This window comes from Actinomadura sp. K4S16 (assembly GCF_008327685.1).
GTDB lineage: Bacteria > Actinomycetota > Actinomycetes > Streptosporangiales > Streptosporangiaceae > Spirillospora.
In genome coordinates, this window is sequence record NZ_BDDE01000012.1 from 212253 (window position 1) to 234960 (window position 22708).

The following is a 22708-nucleotide window of genomic DNA, read 5'->3' on the forward strand; positions in this document are numbered from 1 at the left end:
CCGCCGCCCCGGCACGGCCCCGCCGGGTCAGTCGCCCAGCGACTTGCAGGGGCGTGTGCGCAGGTCCTTGACGTAGTCGTCGGGCGCGCCGGCCTTCTCCGCGGCGTCGGCGAGGATGCCGAGGTAGCGCGCGGACGGCAGGCCGCCCTCGTAGTCGTCGAGGACGTACAGCCAGCACAGCGCGTCGCCGTCGAGCGTCTGCACCCGCACCCTGATCTTGCGGTAGACGCCGAGCGCGGCCCCCTCCCAGGCGTCGAGCTCCTTCTCGTCCCAGGCGGGCACGTCGTACATGACGACGAAGACCTGTTCGGAGTCGTCCTCGACGACCGTCGCGAGGGCCCCGTCCCAGCCCTTGTCCTGCCCCCCGAAGGTCAGGCGCCACCCGGCGAGCCAGCCGGTGCCGCGCATGGGCGAATGGGGAGCCCGGCCGGCCATCTGCTCGGGGTCCATGTTGGAGGCGTACGCCGCGTACAGAGCCACGTTGGCAGGCTACGCCAAGTAGAGCTCGGGGGTGTGGGGGTCGCCCCCCCGCAGGGACGCGTGGGCTCGGGGTGTGGGGTCCCGCCCCCATAAGGGACGCGTGGGCTCGGGGGCCCACAACGCATGCGCCTGGTGGGGCTGTTGGTGCGAGAGGCGGTCCCCGCAGGGGAGGCGCCGCCCCGAGCGCCGGGTGTGGCGGTTGTGGTCTGGGGATGGAGCGGGCCGGGGCGGGGAGCGGGGGTCGGTGGGGTTGTTGCAGGAAGAAGTGGTCCGGAGCGGGACTTTTCACTGCCGAGAGTAGGAAACAATGGAAGATGTGACCCGCATCGTGATCATCGGAGGAGGCCCGGGCGGTTACGAGGCCGCGCTCGTCGCGGCGCAGCTCGGCGCCGACGTGACCGTCATCGAACGGGACGGTCCGGGCGGCGCGTGCGTGCTCACCGACTGCGTGCCCTCCAAGACGCTCATCGCCACCTCGACCCGCATCGCGGTCATGTCGGAGTCGGCCGGCCTCGGACTGCGCTTCAACGGCGGCCCGGACGGCATCGTCGGCGCCCTCGAGGCCGACATGGCCACCGTCAACAAGCGCGTGAAGGACCTCGCGCGGGCCCAGTCGTTCGACGTCGCCGAACGGCTCGCCTACGAGGAGGTCAAGATCGTCCGCGGCGAGGCGCGGCTGGTGGAGCCGCATGTCGTGGCGGTCGGCGAGCGCCGCATCCGCGCCGACATCGTGCTCATCGCGACCGGCGCGACGCCGCGCGTGCTGCCCGGCGCGGAGCCGGACGGCGAGCGCATCCTGAACTGGCGGCAGCTCTACGACCTGCCGGAGCTGCCCGAGGAGCTGATCGTGGTCGGCTCCGGCGTGACGGGCGCCGAGCTGGCCGGGGCGTACCTGTCGCTCGGCTCGAAGGTGACGCTGGTGTCGTCGCGGGACCGGATCCTGCCGACGGAGGACGCCGACGCCGCGGCCGTCCTGCAGGAGGTGTTCCTGCGGCGCGGCATGAACGTCATGTCGCGGTCCCGGGCGGCGGCCGTGGAGCGGTCGGGCAACGGCGTGATCGTCACGCTGGAGGACGGGACGAAGGTCGAGGGCACGCACTGCCTGATGACCGTCGGGATGGTCCCGAACACCAAGGGCATCGGCCTGGAGGAGGTCGGCGTGCGGTGCGACGCGCGCGGCTTCGTCGAGGTCGACAAGGTGTCGCGGACGTCCGTCCCGCACATCTACGCGTCCGGCGACTGCACGGGCGTGCTCATGCTGGCGTCCGTCGCGGGCATGCAGGGCCGCATCGCGATGTGGCACGCGCTGGGCGAGGCCGTGCAGCCGCTGAAGCTGGGCTGGGTCGCCTCCAACATCTTCACCGATCCCGAGGTCGCGTCGGTCGGCGTGACGCAGCACATGGTCGACTCCGGGGACGTCAACGCCCGGACGGTCATGCTGCCGCTGTTCACCAACGCGCGCGCCAAGATGCAGGGCTTCGAGGACGGCTTCGTGAAGCTGTTCTGCCGGCCGTCCACGGGGATCGTGCTCGGCGGCGTCATCGTGGCCCCGCGGGCGAGCGAACTGATCCTGGGCGTGTCGATCGCCGTCCAGCAGCACCTCACGGTCGACCAGGTGGCGCACACGTTCGCGGTGTACCCGTCGCTGTCGGGCAGCGTCACCGAGGCGTCCCGGCGGCTGATGTCCGAGCACGCCTACTGAGAGGTCCCCCGCCCGGGCCGGGATCGCCGGGAGCCCGGCCATGGGCGGCGCGCTTCAGTAGTGGCCGCCGTGCCCGCCGTGGCCTCCGCCTCCGTAGTGCCCGCCGTGCCCGCCGCCTCCGTAGTCGTGGCCCCCGCCCCCGCCGCCTCCGCCGGAGTCCGCCGTCACGTCGAAATCTGCCCCGAGCGCAGCGTCGGTGGCCGAGTCCCTACCGGCGGAGTCGGAGGAAACGCGCGCGTTGGAAGAGGCGCGGGCTCCGGCGCCCCGAGAAGGCCGCCGCCCTCCGCGCTTCGGGACCATGGGGGCGTCCAGGGCGGCGCCACTCAGGACGGCCTCGGCGTCGGCCGCGCATGCCGGGACGGAGCGGGCGGTGCCACCGGACGGCGTCCACACCACGTTCTGGACGGAGGGTCCGTGCTCGGGGTCGAAGAAGCACGGCGCGCGCTCGGGCACTTGTTCCCCGGCGAGCCGGGCCCGGGTTGCGGTCATGTAGTAGTGGCTGTCCTCCGCCGCGCTGACGACCTCCTCCATGTCCTCCAGGCCGGCGGCGTGCTCAGCCGCCTCCTTGGCCCGGTCGTAGCAGCTCATAGCGCGCTCGTAGTCGGCGCGCACGTCGGGATCCACATCGCCGTCCGCCACGTCCAGGTCGAGGCGGGCGATGTCCTCGCCGAGGTGCGCAACGGCCGCCTGGAGGTCGGCCATCTCGCGGGCCGCTCGTTTCCGCCGCTCTCTGCGGCGTTTGAGCCTGCCCCGCCCCCTGGACGCCGCTATCGGCCCCCCGAACAGCAGGAGCCCCGCGAACACCGCGAACAGCGCGGCGAAAACTACGCCCTCGGCCGTGCTGTCGGGCTCGGGGACTGACGGGAGCAACGCCCAGATCGCCCGGGTCTCGGGGTTCATTTCCTCAGCATGCCTGCGTGGGCGCGCCGATGCTCGCCGGACGGCTTTGCGGACACCTCGAACGGGCGTCGCACCCCATCCGCTCCCGGAGCCCCGTGGGCTTACCGGTCGGGTGGGCGGAGGCCGTGGCGTCGCAGGCGGGAGCGGCGCAGTTCGTCGGCGCTGATCACCACCGTCGGGGCACGCACCTCAGAAGCCGCCGAAGTCGCCGCCTCCGCCACCGAAGTCGCCCCCGCCGCCGAAGTCTCCACCGCCGAAGTCCCAGCCGCCGCCGATGTCGCCGTCGCCTCCGCCGCCGAAGTCGCCGCCTCCGCCGAAGCCGCCGCCGCCCCAGCCGCCGCCCCACATCGAGCCGAGGGCGGTGCCGATCAGCATGCCGCTGAGCAGGTCCATCCCGCCGTACCCGTAGTAGTAGCCGCCGGCGTAGGGCGCATAGGCGGGGCCGGCGTTCCAGTACGGCCGGCGTTCCCCGCCCACCGGGACCATGCGGACGTCCGGGTCGCCCCCGCGCAGGACGGCCTCGGCGTCGGCCGCGCATGCCGGGACGGAGCGGGCGACGCCACCGGGCGGCGCCCACGTCACGTCCTGGACGGAGGGTCCGTGCTGCGGGTTGAAGAAGCACGGCGCGCGCCGTTCGGGCGCCGGTTCCCCGGCGAGCCGGGCGCGCGTGGCGGTCATGTAGTAGCGGCCGTCCTCCAACGCGGTCGTGACCTGCTGCATGTCCTGCGGGCGGGTGGCGCGCTCGGTCGCGGCTTTGGCCTGGTCGTAGGAGTTCATCGCGCGCTCGTAGTCGGCGCGGGTGTCGGGGTCGAGGCCGGTGTCCATGACGTTCAGGTCGAGGCGGGCGATGTCCTCGCCGAGGAGCGTGACGTCTTCCTGCACGCCCGCCTTGAGGTCGGCCATCTCGCGGGCCGCGCGTTCCCGCCGCTTCTTGCGGACGTTGAGCATGACGCCCACGACCGCCGCCGCCACGAGCACCAGCAGGCCGAGCAGCACGTATCCGGCCGTCGCGCTGGACTTGGAGGCGCTGTCGACCTTCTTCTCGGCGAGGCCGCCGAACTGGATCAGCCGCTGCTTCAGCGGTGCGCCCTCGGTGCGGGTGACCAGCTGGTTGATCTCCGCGCGGTCCAGCTTCTTGGAGATCGCGCCCATCCGGGCGCCGTCGGCGGTGATCGCGACATAGGTCGCGCCCTTGCCGACGCGCTCGGCGACGGCCGGGAGCAACTGCCTGACCTGGGCCGCCGTGATGTCGTTGCGGACGACGACGGCGCGGATGTCGGCGTCGCCGTCACCGCCCAGGGACGTCTCGATCTCGTTCCTGTCGGCGGGGGTCAGCGGGTTCCCGGCGCCGCTCGTAACGTAGAGGCGCGAGTCGATCAGGCCCTTGGCGATCTGGCCGACGGTGTCGTCGGCCGCCGCCCGCGGGACCGCGGCCTGCGCCCCGACCCGCACGGCCTCCCCCTGCACGGCCCCGGTCTGCGCCGTCGCGGTCTTCGGTGCCGTGGCCTGGGACGTGGCGGCCACCGCCGGGGCGGCGAGGGCAAACGCCGGCGCGGCGACGGCGACGACGACCGCCGATACGGCCCCGCCGCGAGCCGCCCGATTTGCCCGCTTCTCGGTGCTCATTCCCTCAGTCTGCCCACGTGGACGCGGCGATGCCTCGTTCGTGGGACGGATTTGGGACATCCCGAATGGGGACCGGACCCCAACTGCTCCCATGGGTCCCCGTCTCGGGAGCGCCGAGGCCCGGCGGCGCCCTCGTCCCTACACCGGCCGAGGGCGCCGTACCGCTGTGCGGCGCGTGGTCAGGAGTCCTTGATCTCGCAGATCACCGCGCCCGCGGACACCGTCTGGCCCACCTCGGCGGACAGGCCGGTGAGCGTCCCCGCCTTGTGCGCGGTCAGCGGCTGCTCCATCTTCATGGCCTCCAGGACCACGATGGTGTCGCCGGCCGCCACGGTCGCGCCCTCCTCGACGAGGAGCTTGACGATCGTGCCCTGCATCGGGCTGACCAGGGCGTCGCCGGACACCTGCGCGGCGCCGCCCTTCTTGGCGCCGCGCCGCTTGGCGGGCGCCGCGCCGCCCGCGGCGGGGGCCGCGGAGGCGCCGAGCCCGGCGGGCAGCACGACCTCGATGCGGCGGCCGCCGACCTCGACGGTGACGCGCTCGCGCTCGCCCTCCGCCTCCTCGCCGGCCGGGGGAGCCTCGTAGGGCGGGATCTGGTTGTCGAACTCCGTCTCGATCCACCGCGTGTGGACGCTGAACGGGGTCTCGTCGTCCGCCGGGACGAACGCCGGGTCGTCCAGCACCGCCCGGTGGAACGGCAGGACGGTCGGCATGCCGTCGATGACGAACTCGGCGAGGGCGCGGCGGGACCGCTCGACGGCCTGCCGCCGCGTCGCGCCCGTCACGATCAGCTTGGCGATGAGGGAGTCGAACGCCTGCGGGACGGTCTGCCCGGCCTCGTAGCCGGCGTCCAGCCGGACGCCGGGGCCCGTCGGGGGGTGCCAGGCGGTCAGGGTGCCGACGGCGGGCAGGAAGCCCCGCCCGGCGTCCTCGGCGTTCAGCCGGAACTCGATCGAGTGGCCGCGCAGCTCCGGGTCGCCGTAGCCGAGCTCCTCGCCGTCGGCGACGCGGAACATCTCGCGGACCAGGTCGACCCCGGCGACCTCCTCGGTGACGGGGTGCTCGACCTGGAGGCGCGTGTTGACCTCCAGGAACGAGATCGTGCCGTCCTGGCCGACGAGGAACTCGCACGTCCCGGCGCCGACGTAGCCGGCCTCCTTCAGGATCGCCTTGGACGAGGAGTACAGCAGCTCCAGCTGCTCCTCGGAAAGGAACGGCGCCGGCGCCTCCTCGACGAGCTTCTGGTGGCGCCGCTGGAGCGAGCAGTCGCGGGTGGACACGACGACCACGTTGCCGTGCTTGTCGGCCAGGCACTGCGTCTCGACGTGCCGGGGCTTGTCGAGGTACCGCTCGACGAAGCACTCGCCGCGCCCGAAGGCGCCGACGGCCTCGCGGACGGCCGAGTCGTACAGCTCGGGCACCTCCTCCAGCGTCCGGGCCACCTTGAGACCGCGCCCGCCGCCGCCGTAAGCGGCCTTGATCGCGATGGGCAGGCCGTGCTCCTCGGCGAACGCGACGACCTCGTCCGCGCCGGACACCGGGTCCGGGGTGCCGGCGACCAGCGGCGCGCCGACCCGCTGCGCGATGTGCCGGGCCTGCACCTTGTCGCCGAGCGCGGTGATCGCGGCGGGCGGCGGGCCGATCCAGGTCAGCCCCGCGTTCTCCACCGCGGCGGCGAAGTCGGCGTTCTCCGCCAGGAACCCGTAGCCGGGGTGGACGGCGTCGGCGCCCGACTCCGAAGCGATCTTCAGCAGCTTCTCGATGTCCAGGTAGCTCTCGGCCGCCGTCTGCCCGCCCAGGGCGAACGCCTCGTCGGCGACCCGAACGTGCAGCGCCTCCAGATCCGGCTCGGCGTACACCGCCACACTGACCAGCCCCGCGTCGCGGCAGGCACGGGCGATACGGACCGCGATCTCGCCGCGGTTGGCGATCAGGACTTTGCGCACGTGGGTCTCCTCCTTCAACCTCGCAGGCAGTCTAGATAACCGCGATCCCAGGTTTTCGTAAGCCCCTCCTTATTGGGGGCGCGGTCCCGGATAGCGGGAGGTTTCCCGAGAAAGCGGTACCCCCGCGGGGATCCCGGCGGACGTCCGCTCCGTCTGATCCACGAACCCGCGGAACGACCCCCGTGCGGGTGTGAGAGGAGCCACCGTGGCCGAGAAGAAGACGTCCGCAGCCAGGGAGCGGGCCGGTGCGAGCCGGCTCTCCGGGGTGCGAGCGCCCAGCCGGCGCACCGCGATCATCACCGCCGTGCTGCTGGTCGTCGTGGGCTGGCCGGTGCTGAGCGCGCTGCTCGGCGGTTACGAGCGGACCGGCGGCGGCGAGATCGCCGTCGTCCGCAACGGCGGGTTCTTCGACAACAACAGGATCCGGCAGGTCATCGACCCCGGCTCCGGCCGCGTCTGGATCGGGCTCTACTCGCAGGTCCACAAGTACCCCGCCCAGCAGCGCTTCTACACGATCACCTCGGACGCCGGGAAGGGCGACGAGTCCGGCGTGGACGTCGTGACCGTGCCGAGCTCGGACGGCGTCAACATGGGCATCGAGGGGACGCTGTACTTCACGCTCAACCAGGACCACCAGGCCCTCAGGCAGTTCGACGACAAGTACGGCACCCGCAAGTTCCGCAGCGCCAGCGGCGAGACCTACAACGTCTACGACGGCGACAAGGGCTGGTCGGCGTTCCTCGACCAGATCGTCCGGCCGGTGATCGACAACGACCTGCGCAGCCAGATCAACAGCTTCCGCTGCGCCGAGCTCGTCTCCTCCTGCGCCCTCGTGCAGAACTCCTCCGCGCCGCGGAACGTCCAGGCCGCCGGGCAGCAGGCGCAGAGCAACAACGGCAACATCGCCAAGGTGCAGAACGCGATCAACACGAGCCTGGCCGCGGACCTCAAGCAGACGCTCGGCGGCGAGTTCGTCACCAACATCCACTTCAACCTGGTGCGGATCACCCTGCCGTCCAAGGTGCAGGACGCGGTGGACCGCGCCCAGGCCGCGTTCGCGCAGATCAGCGAGGCGCAGGCGAAGGTCGCCTCGGCCAAGGCGGAGGCCGCCGCCAACAAGGCCCGCCAGGACGGCTACAACAAGTGCCCGACCTGCGCGAGGATCGAGGAGCTGAAGGCCCTCCCGCAGGGCATCACGGTCTACGCGCCCGGCAACCCGAACGGCTCCCTCCTGAGGGACTGACCGGGACCCGGAGCGGGATGAGCGGGCACCGCGGGCGGGCCCGCCCATGAGAGCGGGAGGCGGCGCGGTGGACGCGGGACGGAGGCGGTCGTGCGGTTCCTGATCGTTCTGGCGGAGCTGGCGGTGGTGGCCGCGGCGGCCGTCCTGCTGCTGTACGCGTTCACCGGCCGCTCGTCGCGGAGCCGGGCGCAACTGGAGAGCGGCGCCCGGTGGGAGACGCACACCGAGTCGTCGGACGGCGTCACCACGGTCGTCGTCCGGCGCGTCTCCCGCGGCGACGGGGGCGACGTGCTCGCGGAGACCGGCCGCCAGACCGTCGCGGCCATCCCGGACGCCGATCCGCAGTGGGAGGAGCGCTACCACGAGGCCATGGCGCAGGCCCGCTCCCGCGTCGCCGCGCTGGAAAGCGAAGTGGACTGATCCGGCGTTCCGCCCGGGGTCCGGCCGTGTAATCTCGGCTCGGATCTACCAGCCCCTGATCATCGGGAGACGCCGATGGTTCGCCCGTGGCCCCGGGCCGGACTGGCGGTCGTCCTGGCCGCCTGCCTGCTGGCGCCCTCGTCCGGCGTGCGCGGGCAGCCCCCCGCCGTGGAGGACTACGTCACCCGCCAGCTCACCGTCGCCGCGAGCACCTACCTGGAGCGCCGCTCCGAGGCCCTCGTGCACAGGGGCGACCGGGAGCGGCGCGCCGCTCCCACGGAGGTCCTCGGCGTGCGGATCTCCCCGACGCTGGTGCGGTCGCAGGAGAGGGCCGTCCGGGAGCTGGAGACCCGCAACCGCGCCCCCGTGGAGGGCGGCCCCGCCTACACCGGTGCCCGCACCCGCCTGGACGAGGGCCGCGCCGTCCGCACCGGGGACCGCATCACGCTGGAGGCGGTCGAGCACACCGAGATGCGCTACGGCAGCGGGAAGGTCACCCAGTCGGTGCGGCGCCGGTTCGAGTTCCGGGCGACCGGCGAGCAGATCACCATGGTCGGCGAGCGCGTTCTGGACCCGGGGGCGCACCCGGTGAACGACCCGCTCGGCGACGGCCGCTGACACGCCGGATTTCCCTTTCCGCCGGGATCGGGCATTCGGTCGCGGAAACCGCTCTGAAACTCCCTTGACGGGTAGTAATTATGCTCGTCACAAGCCCTGCGGCATGGCGTTGCTGGCCACATCCGGACAGGCCAGGATGGCGGGAATGTGGCCGTTTCGACGAGGGATTCGCGGGGTGCCTCTGGCTCGATGTGATCGGTGGGGCGTAGGCTGGCGCCATTCCTGCGGCAGAGCGTGGAAACGTTCCAACCGATCAGCGAGGAAAGGGCCGGGGCGATGGGTGACAAGCGCGGCGCCAACCTGGGCGAGCTAGAGGAACTGTCCCGCATCTTCAGCAAGCACTCCCGCAACCTCGACGCCCTCATCAAGGACCTCAACGGCCGCACCGTGAGCAGCAGCGCCGCCTGGTGGGGCCCCGGCGCCGACCGCTTCCGCGCCGCCTGGGCCGAGGCCAAGACCGCGTTCGACAAGATGGCCGTCGCGCTCGAACAGGGCAGCCAGGACATCCGCAGGTCCCAGCAGAACATCGAGGCCGCCACGCGCTGACGCGCCTCCCGCGAGCCGCGGGTCCCGGCCCATCCCCCCGAGGCCGGGACCCGCCTCTTTTTTCGGACCTTTTGGCGCGCTGCGCGCCCGGCTCTGCGCCCCAGGCTCTGCGCGTCGCCTCTCGCGTCCGGTGGTGTCGCGCTCGCCGCTCGCGGCTGGGGGTCAGTCGGGTCAGGGTGCGGTGGCGTCGGTGCCGACCGGTGGGGGGAGGGCCACCTGGATCCGGGTGGTGACACCTGCGGCGACGAACAGGCCGCGGCCGGTGGGGCCGCCCAGCGGCGCGTTGCGGGGCAGGCGGAGGCCGAACAGGTCGCCGTCGTCCGGCGAGTCCACCGACAGCAGCACCCCGGAGCGGGAGCGGCGGGTGTCGGACAGGAAGCCCCGGTAACCGCGGCCCAGATCGTCGGTGGTGCCGCCGATGACGACGGCGTGCTCCCCGTCGCGGGCCGTGCGCAGGACGGCGCTCAGGGCGTCGTCCAGTTCCGTCTCGTCCAGCAGTTCGGCGTCGTCCACGACCACGGCGTAGCGGTGCTCGTCGCCGATCGCGCGTTCAAGGTCGTCGGCGTCGGAGTCGGACGTCAGCACCCCGAGCACGCCGGGCCGGCCCGCCAGCAGCCGCAGCGGGGAGCGGCGCGGCGTCACCAGGACGACCGGGACCAGCCCGCCGCCGACCGCGGGGTCGAGCAGCGAGTGGACGACCGTCCGCAGCGTCGTCGAGCGGCCCGAGCGGGGCGGTCCCGCGACGGCGAACCCCGGGCCCTCGTTGAGCAGGTCGATCCCGACGGGGGCGAGCGTGTCGCCGCCGACGCCGACCAGCGCCCACAGCGCCGACGGGGCGAGGAACTCCGGGTCGAGCGACATCGCCTCCCGGTAGGTGACGCGGACGGGCAGCTCGTCCACGTGCAGCGGGCCCCGGCGGCGCGGCAGCCGGCCGTAGCGGGACACGCAGGTCCGGGCGATCTCCTGGAGGGCCGCGACCTGGGCCGCGCCGGACGCGTCGTCCCCGAGGACCGCGATCTGCGACTCGCGGGGCGGCGCGCCCGGCCCCGCCGGTTCGAGGGCGCGGCCGGGCGGCATCTCGGCGGGGATCTGCTTGTCCTGCAGGCCGCCGTAGCCGTAGTCGTTCGGGTCGGCCATGCGGAGGATGAGGCGGCGGTCGAAGACGGTGGAGACCTGGCCGCCGAGGCCGGAGCGGTCGCCGGTGAACACGGCGCGCAGGCCGGCCGCGGCCCCCTCGCGCAGCAGCCGGACGACCTGGTCCACGAGGCGCCCGTAGTCGTAGTGCTCGAACGCGCCGAGGAAGCCCTCCCAGCGGTCGAGCAGCAGGACCATCCACGGGAGGCGGTCGGTGGCGGCGACGGCGGCGCGCTGCTCGGCCACGGAGGAGAACCCCGCCTCGGCGAGCACCTGCTGGCGGCGGGCGACCTCGGCGGTGAGCGCGGTGAGGAGCCGCTCGCAGCGGTCGAGCTGGTCGCGGGTCACGACGGCGCCGCAGTGCGGCAGGGAGACCAGCGGGAGCAGCGCGTTCGCGCCGCAGTCGATCGCGTAGAGGTGGGCGTCGTAGGGGGAGCAGGCGCCCGCCAGCGACCCGGCGATCGTGCGCAGCGCCGTGGACCGGCCCGACTGCGCCGACCCGGCGATGTAGAGGTGGCCGCCCGCGGTGAGGTCGAGCGTCAGCTCCTCGCGGGACTGGACGGCGGGCAGGTCCGTGACGCCGAACGGGATCGGCGGGACGTCCACGACGGAGCCGCCCGCGGCGGTGCGGGGCGCCAGCGAGACCCGCTCGGGCAGCGGGCTCAGCCACGGCGAGGGCTGCCGCGCGATCCCGGCGCGGCGCGCGGCCTCGTCGACGGCCTGGACGAGGACGCCGAGGTCGGTGGCGAGCACCGCGTCGTCGGCGGCCTCGCGCGGCCCGGGCAGCGGGTGGCCGAGGCCCTGCCAGGGGAGCGGGTGGACGGTCGGGCCGGCCGAGCCGGTTCCGGCCCCGGGGCGGCGGCCCCCGATCCGCGCCGACTGCACGGCCTGGGGCGCCGCGGCCCCGGAGCGGACGTAGCAGCGCCCGGGGGCGGCCTTGGAGATCTGCGCCGCGTCCGGCGAGTCGAGGACGTCGGCGGACTCGTCCGGGTCCGTGACGCGCAGCGCGATGCGCAGGTTGGTGTTGGCGCGGATGTCGGCGGTCACGACCCCGGCGGGACGCTGCGTGGCGAGGATGAGGTGGACGCCGAGGGACCGGCCCCGGCGGCCGATGTCGACCAGCCCGGCGACGAAGTCGGGCAACTCGGTGACCATGGCGGCGAACTCGTCGATGACCAGGACGAGCCGCGGCATGGTCGCCAGCCCCGGATCGGACGGGCGCAGGTCGTTGTAGTCGTCGATGTCCTTGGCGCCCGCGCCGAGGAGGATCTCCTCGCGGCGGCGGAGCTCGGCGGCGAGCGACTCCAGGGCGCGTTCGGTGGCGTGGCCGTCCAGGTCGGTGACCATGCCGACGGTGTGGGGGAGGTTCGCGCAGTCCTTGAACGCGGCGCCGCCCTTGTAGTCGATGAGGACGAACGTCATCTCGTCGGGGCGGTTGGCGGCGGCGAGCGACGCGATCAGGGTCTGGAGGAGCTCCGACTTGCCCGCGCCCGTGGTCCCGGCGATGAGGCCGTGGGGGCCGTCCGCGCGCAGGTCGATCTCGTAGCGGCCGCCCGAGGCTAGGCCGATGGGGACGCGGGTCGTCCGCCCGCCCGTCCTGTTCCACGACTGGAGGATGTGCTCGGCCGTGGGCTCCGGCATGTCGAGGACGTCCAGGAGCCGGACGTCGGCGGGGAGTGAGTCCTCGGCGTCCTCGCGGGAGACGTCCCGGACGGGGGCCAGAGCGCGCGCCACCCGGTCGGTCCAGGTCGCGGACACCTGGTCGGCCAGGACGGGGCCGACGGCGTCCAGGCCCTGCCCTCGGAGCAGGAGCGTCGAGTGCCGGTGCGTGTCCCATGCGGCGACGACGCTGCATTCCTCGGGGAGCATGCGTTCCTCGTCGTCCACGCAGATGGCGTAGAGCCCGTACTCGGCGCCGCGCGACAGCAGCATCGGCATGCCCGGTATGCGGCGCAGCGCGCGTGCGCCGTCCAGGACGATCAGGATGTTGTACGGCACGGCGTCGGCCGCCCGCGCGCCCTGCCCGAAGAACGACGACTCGGCCTGCGCCGCCCGCCGCCGCTCGGTGACCCGGATCGCCAGTTCGGTGACGCGGTGCGCCGCCGACTCGGGGTCGGTGCCGACGAGGGCCACGCAGTCCTCGCCCTCGCGCGGCGCGCAGTGCGGCAGCCAGCGCACCCAGTTCCACTCGTCGCCGGCGTCCTGGTCGGCGGACAGCACGACGATGGCCAGGTCGCGGGGGCTGTGCAGGGCGGCGGCCTGCGCGACCATCCAGCGGGCCAGGGCACGGGACGCGTGCCGGGGACCGGTCAGCCCGACGACGCCGAGCTCGTTGAGCGGCAGCGCCACCGGGACCTGCCGGGCCGCCGGGACCCGGATCGCGTCGCCCGCGTGGGAGGTCGGGCCCTCGCGTCCCGCGGGCTCGGCTCCGGCGGTCGGCACGGCGTTTCCGGTGGACACGGCGTTTCCGGCCGGCGCGGCGTCCCCGGTCAGTTCGATGCGGGCGGGCAGGTCGGCGAGGCCCAGCCGCAGGTGGAGGACGTCGGGGTCGTCGCGGCGGCGCTCCCACAGGCGGCGCCGCGGTCCGGTCGCGGTCAGCAGCACCTCGGCGGGGTCGGGGTGCAGCGCGCGGCGCTCCGCCTCGTCCTCGCGCCGCAGCCGCTCCAGCTCGCCGTCGAACTCGCCCGCCTTCTGGTGGTACTCCTTCAGCGACCGCTTGTAGGACTTGCGGCCGTGCATCCGGTCGCCGAGCCACTCGCCGAGCGTCATCACGGGCCAGGCCAGCGCGAACAGCGCCCACCACCACTGGCCGAGCCCGAACGCCATGGCGAGCCCGAACGCCGAGAACAGCAGCGCGCCGAAGAGCCGGAGCCGCTCGCGCGGGTTGCGCTCGGGACGCTTCGGGACCTCCAGCGTCCGCGTCCGCAGCGGCCGGTTCAGCCGCGGCGGCCGGTTGAACGCGAGGCCGCCCTCCGGCATCGGTTCCAGGTGGGTGTCGGGGGCGGCGCACGGCGCGAGGGTCAGCACGCTGGCCCCCACCGTCAGCAGCGCGCCCATCGGCCACACCGTCTTCGCGCCCAGGGGCGTCCCGTCCAGGACGGCGGCCCCCTGCATCGTCATGGCGGACGCCTCGACCTGGACGGACGTGCGCCCGACCGTGAGCCGCAGGGACCGGGCCGGGACGGACGGGTCGTCCAGCACCACGTCGACGTCGGTCCCGGACCCGATCGTGCTGACGCCGAGCCCCAGCCGGTGCACGGACCCGGCCGCCGGGCCGCCGGCGACGCGGACCTCGACCAGCCCAGTCGGTTCGGTGAGCACGGTCGCGGCGGCGCCGCGCCGCTCGACCGCCACGACGGCGCCGTCCCGCAGCTCCTTCACCGCGAGCGCCTGCGGGTCGAGCATGCGGCCGTCCATCCAGAGCGCCTTGCGCGCGCCCCTGGACCGCAGCGCGTCCTTGGAGAAGCGCGGCGCGGGGACGGCCGGGCGGCCCTCCAGCGTGGCGGCGAGCGTCTGGGCGACCCCGTCCACGGTGGCCTCGGAGTCGACGTTCAGCACGACGTCGCGGGGGCCTCCGCCGGTCAGCGCCGTGAACGAGATCCGCATCCGAGCCCTCCGACGTCCTCGGGACAACCGGGCCTAGCTTAATTACCCGCCCCCTCCGCCATCCGGGAAGCGGCCACGACCGCCTTCAGAGCGTCGTCCATCGGCGTCGGGGCCATCCCGAAAGCCGACTCGAACGCCGAAGAGTCCAGCACATACGGCTTGTCGAACTGGTACCGGGTCTCCCGCAGCTCCTTGGCCATGGGCGAGAAGAACCCGGCCGCGTGGAAGACCGCGCGCGGCACCTCGTAGATGCGCGGCGCGGGCGCCCCGGCGATCTCGCACAGCCGCTCGCCGACCTCCCGCGTGGACACCGCGGGGCCGGTGGGGATGTGCCAGGGCCGCCCCCAGGCGCGCTCGTCGGTCCCGGCGATGGCGAGGGCCTGCGCGACGTCCGGCAGGTACGTCCAGGCGTGCGGGACGGACGGGTCGCTGAAGTACGGGACGCGCTTGCCCGCCAGCAGCGGCTTCACGAACCGCGCCTCGCCGATGTAGGCCTGGTCGGTGCTGCCCGGCCCGTAGTAGTCGGATCCGCGCAGTTCGGTGGCCCTGATCCGGCCCGCCTTGTGCGCGGCCAGGGCGTCCCGCCACATCTTCGCCCGGACGCGTCCCTTGGTGCCGGTCGCGGCGAGCGGCAGGTCCTCGGTCATCGGCCCGTCGACCGGGCCGTACCCGTACAGGCAGCTCAGCGTGACGAGGGCGGCCCCGGTGTCCTCGGCGGCGCCGAGGAAGGACGCGGCCATCGGCGGCCAGTCCTGCACCCACCTGTGGTACCGCGGGTTGACGCAGTTGTAGAGGGCGTCGGCGCCCTTGGCGACCCGGGTTAGGTGCTCCCGGTCGGCGACGTCGGCCGCGACCCGCTCGACCCCCTCCGGTCCCGATCCCGAACGCGTCACGACGACGACGTCGTGGCCCCGTCCGGTCAGCAGTTCGGCGAGGTGCGTGCCGACCTGCCCGGCTCCGACGATCACGTGCTTGCCCATGGTGTTCTCCTGACGCTGGTGTGCTGCGGTTCTGTGCTCTGCGGTGTTCGTGCTCGGCCCGTTCTCAGGGGCCCGTGCTCAGGGGCCCGTGCTCAGGGGCCCGTGCTCTGGCTCAGGCGGAGCCCTCGATGTGGCTCTTCAGGGCGGCGAGGCGCTTCTCGTGGCCCGCGCGGAGCTTGGGCTCCCCGTAGATCAGCCGGATCAGGGGGCCGCTCAGGGACTCCTCCGTGGTCACGCGGGTCCGGCCGCCCTCCTCGGCCAGGACGAGGCGGTCCACGGCCCGGTAGACGGCCAGGAAGGTGCCCGTCCAGCTGAGCTCCCGGCCCGGGTCGACCACGGCGAAGCGGGACCGCAGGGGCGTGCCGGCCTGGCTCCAGCGGAACTCCTTGCCCGGCTCGACGGCGTCCAGCGCGCGCAGCCGGAAGTCGGGCGACCAGGTCTCCCAGCCGCGCAGGTCGGCGAGGACCTCCCAGACCAGCGCGGCCGGCGCGTCGATCAGGACGCTGGAGGCGCTGGTGACGGGCGCGGCCTCGTCGATGCGTCCGCGCAGTGCGTAGTCGTCGTGCAGGGTGGCGAGGCTCGGCATGGTCACTCCTTGGTCAGTGCTCCGTTTCGAGAGCAATGCTCTCCTTCGAGAGCAGTGTTGTCAAGAGCAGTGCTCTCGAATTAGCGCGGCGCTCTGCTAACCTCCCGGAGACGAGAGCGGACCGGGGCGCGCGACCGCCCCGGAGGGGAGGCGGGCATGAGCACGGGGCGGACGGCGCGCGAACGGGTCCGGGCGGAGCTGGTCCGGGAGATCACCGAGATCGCGAGGCGGCAGCTCGCCACCGAGGGCGCCGCGGGGCTGTCGCTGCGCGCGGTCGCCCGCGAGATGGGCATGGTGTCGTCGGCGATCTACCGGTACTTCCCGAGCCGCGACGACCTGCTGACCGCGCTGATCATCGACGGCTACAACGCCGTCGGCGAGGCCGTCGAGCGCGCCGACGCGAAGGCCCTGGCCGACGCGAAGACCGGGGCCGACGCCGAGGCCGGGTACGCCGGGCGCTGGCTCGCCGTGTGCCGGGCCGTCCGGGAGTGGGCTCTGGCGCACCCGCACGAGTACGCGCTGCTCTACGGCTCGCCGGTGCCCGGCTACAAGGCCCCCGAGGACACCATCGCCGCCGCCGTGCGCGACACCCTCGTCATGTCGCGGATCGTCTCCGAGGCGCACGCGGCCGGGGCGCTCGACCCCGCCGGGCCGTGCCCGCCGGCGCCGCCCGCCATCGCCGAGGACATGGCCCGCGCCCGCGCGATGCTCCCCCTGGACGTCCCCGACGACGTCATCGCACGGGCCTTCACCGCGTGGGCCGCTTTGTACGGGACGGTCAGTTTCGAATTGTTCGGCCAGTACAACAACGTGATCGAGGAACGGGCCGCCTATTTCGACCACACGGCGGCTCTGCTCGGACGCCTCATCGGCCTGCAACCGTGACCCGGCGGGGCCTGCGGGCCGCCCGGAGCGGGGGTCAGTGACAGATGTGACTGGTGGTAAGTAGCCATGTGATCCGTGAATTCGCAGGTCATCGCCCTCCGCTCGGATATGGAGGGGCTCGGCTCCACCGAATCCATTGACGTGGCCTCGCCGCCCCCGCGAGCATGGATCGCCCGATGACGCGGACTCCGGTGGGACGGGGCCGGCGTCCGGGCGGGAAGGAGCGCGTGAGCAGCGCGATGAAGTCCAACCAGTCGACCATCTCCGTCGGCGGCGCGGCGGGCTCGTCCGGCGGGACGGCGGGGCTCGGCCGGTCGGGGCTCGGCACCTCGGGAGGGCAGCGGCTCCCGGCGTCCCCGCGCGAGCGCAAGCCGGCGCTCGCCGCCCTCGCGGTGCTGCTGATCCTCGGCGGCGCCCTCGCCAGCGCCTACCTCGTGATGGCGAGCGGCGAGCGGGTCTCGGCGATCCGGATCGCGCAGCCGGTGGCGGCCGGGCAGCGGATCCCGGCGAGCGCCCTCGAGGAGGTGCAGATCGGCGACACCGGCATCCAGTACCTCAAGTGGTCCGAGCGGGCGAAGGTGAGCCAGTACTTCGCGGCCGTGCCGCTGGTGAAGGGCGCGCTGCTGACCAACTCCATGATCAGCCCGGCCGACGCCCCGGCCAGCGGCCGGCTCGTCGTCGGGCTCGCGCTCAAGCCGGGCCAGATGCCCTCCGGCGACGTCACCCGCGGCGCGCACGTCACCCTGTTCGCGGTCGGCGGCGGCACGGGCGGCGGGCCGCGCCCCGGGACCGTCCTCGCGCGGGACGCGGTCGTCCTGAACGTGGGGAGCGGGGACGCCGGCGGCCCGACGCGGCTGCGGTCCGAGCAGACGAGCGTCGACGTCGCCGTCCTCCCGGCGGACGCGGCGCGGGTGACGCAGGCGGCCTCCGCCGGGACGGTCGCGCTCGCCCTGATCCCGCCCGGCACGAACGCCTCCGTGCCGCCCGCGCCGGAGGGGGACGGCGGCGGTTCGGGCGTCCAGCCCGTCCCGGGATCCGGCACCCCCGGTCCGGGCGCGGGCGGCGGCACCCCGGGCCCGGGCGGTACTCCGGGTCCAGGCGGGACACCAGGCACGGGCGGGGACTGACGGTGGCACTCATCGCGCTCGCGGCCGACAAGGGGGCGCCGGGCGTCACGACCGCGGCGGTCGCGCTCGGCGCCGTGTGGCCGCGTCCCGTGCTCGTCGCCGAATGCGACCAGGCCGGCGGCGACCTCGTCTACCGGCTCCCGGCCGCCCAGCCGGACGGCGACGCCGACGGCGGCATGCTCAACCCCTCGCGCGGCCTGCTCAGCCTCGCCGCCACGGCCCGCCGCGGGCTGCGCCCCGACCAGGTCGCCGAGCACTGCCAGCGGCTCGTCGGCGGCCTCGACGTGCTCGTCGGCGTCACCAACGCCGAGCAGGCCCAGGCGATGACGTGGCTGTGGGGGCCGCTCGGCCGGGCGTTCGCCGGCCTCGCCCCCGTCGACGTGATCGCCGACTGCGGGCGGCTCGGCGCGGCCAACCCGCTGATCGACCTGATGCACGAGGCCGACCTCGTCGTCCTGCTCACCAGGGCCACCCTGGAGCAGGTCGCCCACCTTCGCGAACGCGTCGCCGCGCTGACCGCGGAGCTGCGCGGCGGGCCGCCGGTCGGGGTGCTGGTGCTCGCCGACCCGCGCGACTTCCGCGGCTCCATCGCCGAGGTCGACCGGATCCTCGCGGGCGTCCGCGGCCGCGCCGCCGACGCCGCGCAGGGGCCCCCGCCGCCGGACGTCACCGTCCTCGGCGGCCTGGCCCTCGACCCGAAGGGCGCCGACCTGCTGTCGGGGAGCTGGGGCGGCCGGCTGGACCGGTCGCTGCTGATCCGCTCGGCGCGCGAGGTCGCGGCCGACCTCGTCGGACGCCTTCCCGCCGCGCCGCCCGGACCGCAGCCCGCCCGGCAGGACGTCCCGCCCGCGCCGCGGCCTGCCGAGCAGCCGCCGCAGGCCCAGCAGCCACCACAGCAGGGGCCGCAACAGGCGCAGCGGCAGGGGCCGCACGTGCCCGCAGGCGGCGGGCACGAGGAAGGGAGGCGCTAGATGGACCACGCACTCGTCAAGCGCCTCCGCCAGGAGGTCGGCGACCGGCTGGCCCGGCAGCGCCGGCTGGACGCCGCCAACGGGCTGCCGCCGATGTCCGGCGAGGACGAGCGGCAGTTCGCCCGCGCGCTCATCGGCCAGGTGCTGGAGGAGTTCGCGCGCGGCGAGATCACCTCCGGGCGCCGGCCGCCGAACGCCGAAGAGGAGGAGGCCCTCGCCGCCGGGGTGCACGCGGCGCTGTTCGGCGTCGGCCGGCTCCAGCCGCTGCTGGAGGACCCCGAGATCGAGAACATCGACGTCAACGGCTGCGACCGCGTGTTCATCGGCTACGCCGACGGCCGCGAGGCGATGGGCGAGCCGGTCGCCGAGAGCGACGAGGAGCTGGTCGAGCTGATCCAGATCCTCGCCGCCTACAGCGGGCTGTCCTCGCGCCCGTTCGACACCGCGAACCCGCAGCTCGACCTGCGGCTCCCGGACGGGTCGCGGCTGTCGGCGGTGATGGACGTGACCGTCCGCCCCGCGCTGTCGATCCGCCGCGCCCGCCTCGGCAAGGTGTTCCTCGCCGACCTGGTCGGCAACGGCACGTTCACGCAGGAGCTCGGGCAGTTCTTCCGCGCCGCCGTGCACGCCCGCAAGAACATCATGATCGCCGGGGCGACGAACGCGGGGAAGACGACCCTCCTGCGCGCCGTCGCCAACGAGATCCCGCCGCACGAGCGGCTCATCACCGTCGAGCGCGCCCTCGAACTCGGCCTCGACGCGTTCCCCGAGCTGCACCCGAACTGCGTGGCGTTCGAGCAGCGGCTGCCGAACTCCGAGGGCCAGGGCGCGATATCGATGGCCGAGCTGGTCCGCCGGTCGCTGCGGATGAACCCGTCCCGGGTGATCGTCGGTGAGGTGCTCGGCGACGAGATCGTCACGATGCTGAACGCGATGACGCAGGGCAACGACGGGTCGCTGTCCACGATCCACGCCAACTCCTCGGCCGAGGTGTTCAACCGCGTCGCCACCTACGCGATCCAGTCGGAGGAGCGGCTGCCGGTCGAGGCGACCCACATGCTGATCGCGGGCGCGATCGACTTCGTCGTGTTCATCGAGAAGCGCAACGACTACGCCTCCGGCGGCCGGCTGCGCCGCTACGTGGCCAGCGTCCGGGAGGTCACCGGCGTGGACGGGCGCGTCCTGTCCTCGGAGGTGTTCGCGCTCGGGCCGGCCGGCTACGCCGTCCCCGCGGCGCCGATCGCCTGCATCGCCGACCTCGCCGAGCACGGGTACGACCCGTCCGCCGGGGGTGTCTGGTGACGCGCGGGGGAGGTGGGTGATGTACGCGCCGGACGTGCTGCTCGCCGTCCTGACCGGCGCCGCGGTCGGCGGCGGCGTCCTGCTGCTGGTCGTCGCGCTGCGCGGGCTGCCGCCGAGCCGCCGGCCCGCCAGGGGCCGCAGCCGCGAGGACCTGGTCCGCACCCTCACCACCCGCACCGCCCTCGCCGTCATCGTCGGCACCGTCGTGCTGATCGTGACGCGCTGGCCGATCGCCGCCGCCGGCACCGGCGCGCTCGTCCTCGCCTGGAACGGCCTGGCGGGCGGCGCCGCCGAGGAGCGCAGGGGCATGGCGCGCCTGGAGGCCCTCGCCGCCTGGACCGAGTCGCTGCGCGACACCATCGCCGGCGCCGTCGGGCTGGAGCAGGCCATCCCCGCCTCCCAGCGCGCCGCCGCACCCGCCCTGCAGCAGCCGCTGCGCCACCTGGTCGACCGGCTGCACACCCGCGTCCCGATGCCGGAGGCGCTGCGCCGGTTCGCCGACGACCTGGACGACCCGTCCGCCGACCTGGTGATCGCCGCCCTCATCCTGAACGCCAAGCTGCGCGGCCCCGGCCTGCGCGACATGCTCAGCGCCCTCGCGAACTCGGCCCGCGCCGAACTGGACATGCGGCGCCGCGTGGAGGCCGACCGCCGCGCGACCCGGCGCAGCGTCCGGATCGTCGTCGCCGTCTCCGTCGGGACGGCCCTGGCGCTCGCCGTGTTCAACCACTCCTACGTCGAGCCGTACGACGACGTGCTCGGGCAGCTCGTCCTGTGCATCGTCGTCGCCCTTTACGGCGCCGCGTTCCTGTGGCTGCGCCGCCTGTCGCGGTACGAGCTGCCCGGCCGGTTCCTCAGCGAGCCGCGCAGGACCGCGCAGCCGGGCGTGCCCGCCGAGGTGCCGAGCACCGTCGCGGGCTGGCAGGGCCGCGCCGCCGAGGGCGGTGGCGCCCCGTGAACGCCGCGATGATCGCCGGCGCCGTCGTCGGCCTCGGCCTGTACGTGCTGGTCCGGGCGCTGTTCCCGCCGCGTCCCGGCCTCGCCGCGCGGATGGCCGCGCTGGACGCCGCCCGCCGCCGCGACCTGGAGGCGCAGCGGGCCGGGACGGCGTCGCCGACGCTGGAGCGGGTCGGCGGGACCCGCGCGAAGATCGGCCGGGAGCTGGCGCGGTTCTGCGAGTCGCGCGGCTGGCGGCTGCGGTCCGTCCGCGCCGACCTCGCGATCACCGAGCGGTCGCTGGAGGCGTTCCTCGCGACGAAGTTCCTGCTGCCCGCCGCCGCGCTGCTGTTCATCCCGCTGATCGTCGCCTATTTCGCGCTGCTCGGGCTCGGCTCGTCCGTCGCCGTCCCGGTGTGGATCTGCGTGCTGTTCGCCGCCCTGTTCTTCTTCTTCCCCGACATGCAGCTCCGGCAGGAGGCGCAGGCGCGCCGGCAGGACTTCCGGCACGTCGTCGGCGCCTTCCTCGACCTGGTCTCGATGAACCTCGCGGGCGGCCGCGGCGTCCCCGAGGCGCTGATGACCGCGTCGAACGTCGGCGAGGGCTGGGCCATGCACCGCATCCGGGACGCCCTGTCCAACGCCCGCATCACCGGCCAGACCCCGTGGCAGGCGCTCGGCGGGCTCGGCGAGGAGCTCGACATCGCCGAGCTGCGCGACCTCGCCGGGGCGCTCGCGCTCGTCTCCGACGACGGCGCCCAGGTCCGCAAGTCCCTCGCCGCCCGCGCCGCGTCGATGCGCAGCCGCGAGCTGTCGGAGCTGGAGGGCAAGGCGGGCGAGCGCTCCCAGTCGATGCTGATCGCGCAGCTGTTCCTGTGCGCCGGCTTCCTGATCTTCCTCGCCTATCCGGCCCTGATGCGGGTGCTCGCCTCATGACCGCGACCCCGACGACCCCGGACCGCACACCGCGAACCGTCCCCGCCGTACGCCCCCTGGAGGTGTCACGATGAGTCCGCTCAACCCCCTGAACGACCCGGCCGTCGTCTACTTGCGCGCCCTGCTCGGCACCCGCCTGGCGCGGCTGCGAGACGAGGAGGAGCGCTGCCGGGGCGCGTCCGCGATCGAGTGGGCGATCATCACCGCGATCCTCGCGCTGATCGCGATCACGATCGGGGCGGTGATCCAGAAGAAGATCCAGGACAAGGCCAACAGCATCAACACGGGCTGACCGCCGTGCGGCCCCGGGAACCCGACGTCTCCTCCGACGCGGGCGCTTCGTCGATGGAGTGGGCGCTGCTCACCCCCGTCCTCATCCTGATGATGCTCGTCGCGGTGCAGTTCGCCATGGTCTTCCACGCCCGGCACGTCGCGCTGGCGGCGGCGCAGTCGGGCGCCCGTGTCGCCCGCACGTCGCCGGTCGGCGGCGGCTGGGAGGGCGCGGCGACCGCCAAGGCGGCCGGCAGCGTGCGCGAGATCGGCCCCGACCTGCTCAGCGGACTCCAGGTCCGGGCGGGGGAGGACGACGACGAGCGCTGGGTCGAGGTCAGCGGCGAGGCGGTCCAGGTCGTCCCGTTCATGACGTTCCACGTGTCGCAGCGTTCGCAGGGCCCGATCGAGTGCTTCCGCCCCGACGTCGGCTCCGGGACGGCCTGCCAGCGGGGAGCCGGATGATGAGGTCCCGCGCTCCGCGTCCGTGCGCC

The 22708-nt window shown here is 74.1% G+C and carries 20 protein-coding genes; 13 read left to right on the plus strand and 7 right to left on the minus strand.

The genetic code is table 11. The features are described from left to right. Positions 1-27 precede the first annotated feature (27 nt). A complete protein-coding gene (locus K4S16_RS12405; protein ID WP_141580950.1) occupies positions 28-480 on the minus strand; it encodes a gamma-glutamylcyclotransferase in 453 nt (150 codons plus the stop codon). Positions 481-796: 316 nt separating this feature from the next. Here K4S16_RS12405 and K4S16_RS12410 point away from each other — a divergent pair, with 316 nt between their 5' ends. Further along, on the plus strand, positions 797-2182 hold the full coding sequence (locus K4S16_RS12410; RefSeq protein ID WP_149259544.1) for an NAD(P)H-quinone dehydrogenase: 1386 nt from the start codon (positions 797-799) through the stop codon (positions 2180-2182). A gap of 54 nt (positions 2183-2236) precedes the next feature. Here K4S16_RS12410 and K4S16_RS44280 read toward each other — a convergent pair whose 3' ends face one another. The 3 genes from K4S16_RS44280 to K4S16_RS12420 all read right to left on the minus strand — a co-directional run bounded on the left by K4S16_RS44280 (position 2237) and on the right by K4S16_RS12420 (position 6654). Further along, entirely contained in the window at positions 2237-3082 is an 846-nt protein-coding gene (locus K4S16_RS44280; protein ID WP_160160890.1) for a hypothetical protein, read from the minus strand. Positions 3083-3271: 189 nt separating this feature from the next. After that, positions 3272-4708, minus strand: a complete 1437-nt coding sequence (locus tag K4S16_RS12415) for a hypothetical protein (RefSeq protein ID WP_149259064.1) — start codon at positions 4706-4708, stop codon at positions 3272-3274. 179 nt (positions 4709-4887) lie between these two features. Next, on the minus strand, positions 4888-6654 hold the full coding sequence (locus tag K4S16_RS12420; RefSeq protein ID WP_149259065.1) for a biotin carboxylase N-terminal domain-containing protein: 1767 nt from the start codon (positions 6652-6654) through the stop codon (positions 4888-4890). A gap of 205 nt (positions 6655-6859) precedes the next feature. Between K4S16_RS12420 and K4S16_RS12425 the strand changes: the two genes are divergently transcribed. The 4 genes from K4S16_RS12425 (at position 6860) to K4S16_RS12440 (ending at position 9481) form a co-directional block, all read left to right on the plus strand. Further along, positions 6860-7897, plus strand: coding sequence for an SPFH domain-containing protein (locus K4S16_RS12425; RefSeq protein ID WP_235036751.1), 1038 nt, complete (start codon positions 6860-6862; stop codon positions 7895-7897). A 90-nt stretch (positions 7898-7987) separates the two neighbouring features. Then, complete coding sequence (locus tag K4S16_RS12430) at positions 7988-8317, plus strand: hypothetical protein (RefSeq protein WP_149259066.1); 330 nt, start codon at positions 7988-7990, stop codon at positions 8315-8317. Positions 8318-8392: 75 nt separating this feature from the next. Further along, positions 8393-8935, plus strand: a complete 543-nt coding sequence (locus tag K4S16_RS12435; RefSeq protein ID WP_149259067.1) for a hypothetical protein — start codon at positions 8393-8395, stop codon at positions 8933-8935. 276 nt (positions 8936-9211) lie between these two features. After that, a complete protein-coding gene (locus K4S16_RS12440; protein ID WP_141580969.1) occupies positions 9212-9481 on the plus strand; it encodes a WXG100 family type VII secretion target in 270 nt (89 codons plus the stop codon). A gap of 171 nt (positions 9482-9652) precedes the next feature. On the opposite strand, the gene K4S16_RS12445 is transcribed toward K4S16_RS12440, so the two are convergent. The 3 genes from K4S16_RS12445 to K4S16_RS12455 form a co-directional block, all read right to left on the minus strand. Then, on the minus strand, positions 9653-14221 hold the full coding sequence (locus K4S16_RS12445; protein ID WP_149259068.1) for an FtsK/SpoIIIE domain-containing protein: 4569 nt from the start codon (positions 14219-14221) through the stop codon (positions 9653-9655). 38 nt (positions 14222-14259) lie between these two features. After that, a complete protein-coding gene (locus K4S16_RS12450; RefSeq protein ID WP_149259069.1) occupies positions 14260-15201 on the minus strand; it encodes an NAD-dependent epimerase/dehydratase family protein in 942 nt (313 codons plus the stop codon). Between the two features lie 112 nt (positions 15202-15313). Further along, positions 15314-15787: an SRPBCC domain-containing protein gene (locus K4S16_RS12455; RefSeq protein WP_149259070.1), complete on the minus strand. Its 474-nt coding sequence runs from the start codon at positions 15785-15787 to the stop codon at positions 15314-15316. Between the two features lie 156 nt (positions 15788-15943). Between K4S16_RS12455 and K4S16_RS12460 the strand changes: the two genes are divergently transcribed. From K4S16_RS12460 to K4S16_RS12495, 8 genes are all read left to right on the plus strand, one after another. Further along, a complete protein-coding gene (locus tag K4S16_RS12460) occupies positions 15944-16672 on the plus strand; it encodes a TetR/AcrR family transcriptional regulator (RefSeq protein ID WP_149259071.1) in 729 nt (242 codons plus the stop codon). A 227-nt stretch (positions 16673-16899) separates the two neighbouring features. Continuing rightward, complete coding sequence (locus K4S16_RS12465) at positions 16900-17799, plus strand: hypothetical protein (protein WP_149259072.1); 900 nt, start codon at positions 16900-16902, stop codon at positions 17797-17799. 2 nt (positions 17800-17801) lie between these two features. Then, complete coding sequence (locus K4S16_RS12470) at positions 17802-18770, plus strand: hypothetical protein (RefSeq protein WP_235036818.1); 969 nt, start codon at positions 17802-17804, stop codon at positions 18768-18770. Then, the gene (locus K4S16_RS12475; protein ID WP_149259073.1) at positions 18771-20072 is read left to right on the plus strand and encodes a CpaF family protein; all 1302 of its coding nucleotides are present in this window, start codon (positions 18771-18773) and stop codon (positions 20070-20072) included. Positions 20073-20091: 19 nt separating this feature from the next. Next, complete coding sequence (locus K4S16_RS12480; RefSeq protein ID WP_149259074.1) at positions 20092-21030, plus strand: type II secretion system F family protein; 939 nt, start codon at positions 20092-20094, stop codon at positions 21028-21030. Next, the gene (locus tag K4S16_RS12485) at positions 21027-21944 is read left to right on the plus strand and encodes a type II secretion system F family protein (RefSeq protein ID WP_200841839.1); all 918 of its coding nucleotides are present in this window, start codon (positions 21027-21029) and stop codon (positions 21942-21944) included. Before K4S16_RS12480 ends, K4S16_RS12485 begins: the two co-directional genes overlap by 4 nt. Before the next feature lie 70 nt (positions 21945-22014). Beyond that, the gene (locus K4S16_RS12490; protein WP_089314798.1) at positions 22015-22236 is read left to right on the plus strand and encodes a Flp family type IVb pilin; all 222 of its coding nucleotides are present in this window, start codon (positions 22015-22017) and stop codon (positions 22234-22236) included. A gap of 5 nt (positions 22237-22241) precedes the next feature. After that, positions 22242-22679, plus strand: a complete 438-nt coding sequence (locus K4S16_RS12495; RefSeq protein ID WP_235036752.1) for a TadE/TadG family type IV pilus assembly protein — start codon at positions 22242-22244, stop codon at positions 22677-22679. Positions 22680-22708: the final 29 nt, after the last annotated feature.

Bases quoted from the DNA above. Each gene is read 5' to 3' on its own strand.
- K4S16_RS44280 (WP_160160890.1), bottom strand. From the start codon at position 3,082: ATGAACCCCGAGACCCGGGCGATCTGGGCGTTGCTCCCGTCAGTCCCC.
- K4S16_RS12415 (WP_149259064.1), bottom strand. From the start codon at position 4,708: ATGAGCACCGAGAAGCGGGCAAATCGGGCGGCTCGCGGCGGGGCCGTA.
- K4S16_RS12435 (WP_149259067.1), top strand. From the start codon at position 8,393: ATGGTTCGCCCGTGGCCCCGGGCCGGACTGGCGGTCGTCCTGGCCGCC.
- K4S16_RS12440 (WP_141580969.1), top strand. From the start codon at position 9,212: ATGGGTGACAAGCGCGGCGCCAACCTGGGCGAGCTAGAGGAACTGTCC.
- K4S16_RS12445 (WP_149259068.1), bottom strand. From the start codon at position 14,221: ATGCGGATCTCGTTCACGGCGCTGACCGGCGGAGGCCCCCGCGACGTC.
- K4S16_RS12450 (WP_149259069.1), bottom strand. From the start codon at position 15,201: ATGGGCAAGCACGTGATCGTCGGAGCCGGGCAGGTCGGCACGCACCTC.
- K4S16_RS12455 (WP_149259070.1), bottom strand. From the start codon at position 15,787: ATGCCGAGCCTCGCCACCCTGCACGACGACTACGCACTGCGCGGACGC.
- K4S16_RS12460 (WP_149259071.1), top strand. From the start codon at position 15,944: ATGAGCACGGGGCGGACGGCGCGCGAACGGGTCCGGGCGGAGCTGGTC.
- K4S16_RS12475 (WP_149259073.1), top strand. From the start codon at position 18,771: ATGGACCACGCACTCGTCAAGCGCCTCCGCCAGGAGGTCGGCGACCGG.
- K4S16_RS12480 (WP_149259074.1), top strand. From the start codon at position 20,092: ATGTACGCGCCGGACGTGCTGCTCGCCGTCCTGACCGGCGCCGCGGTC.
- K4S16_RS12490 (WP_089314798.1), top strand. From the start codon at position 22,015: ATGAGTCCGCTCAACCCCCTGAACGACCCGGCCGTCGTCTACTTGCGC.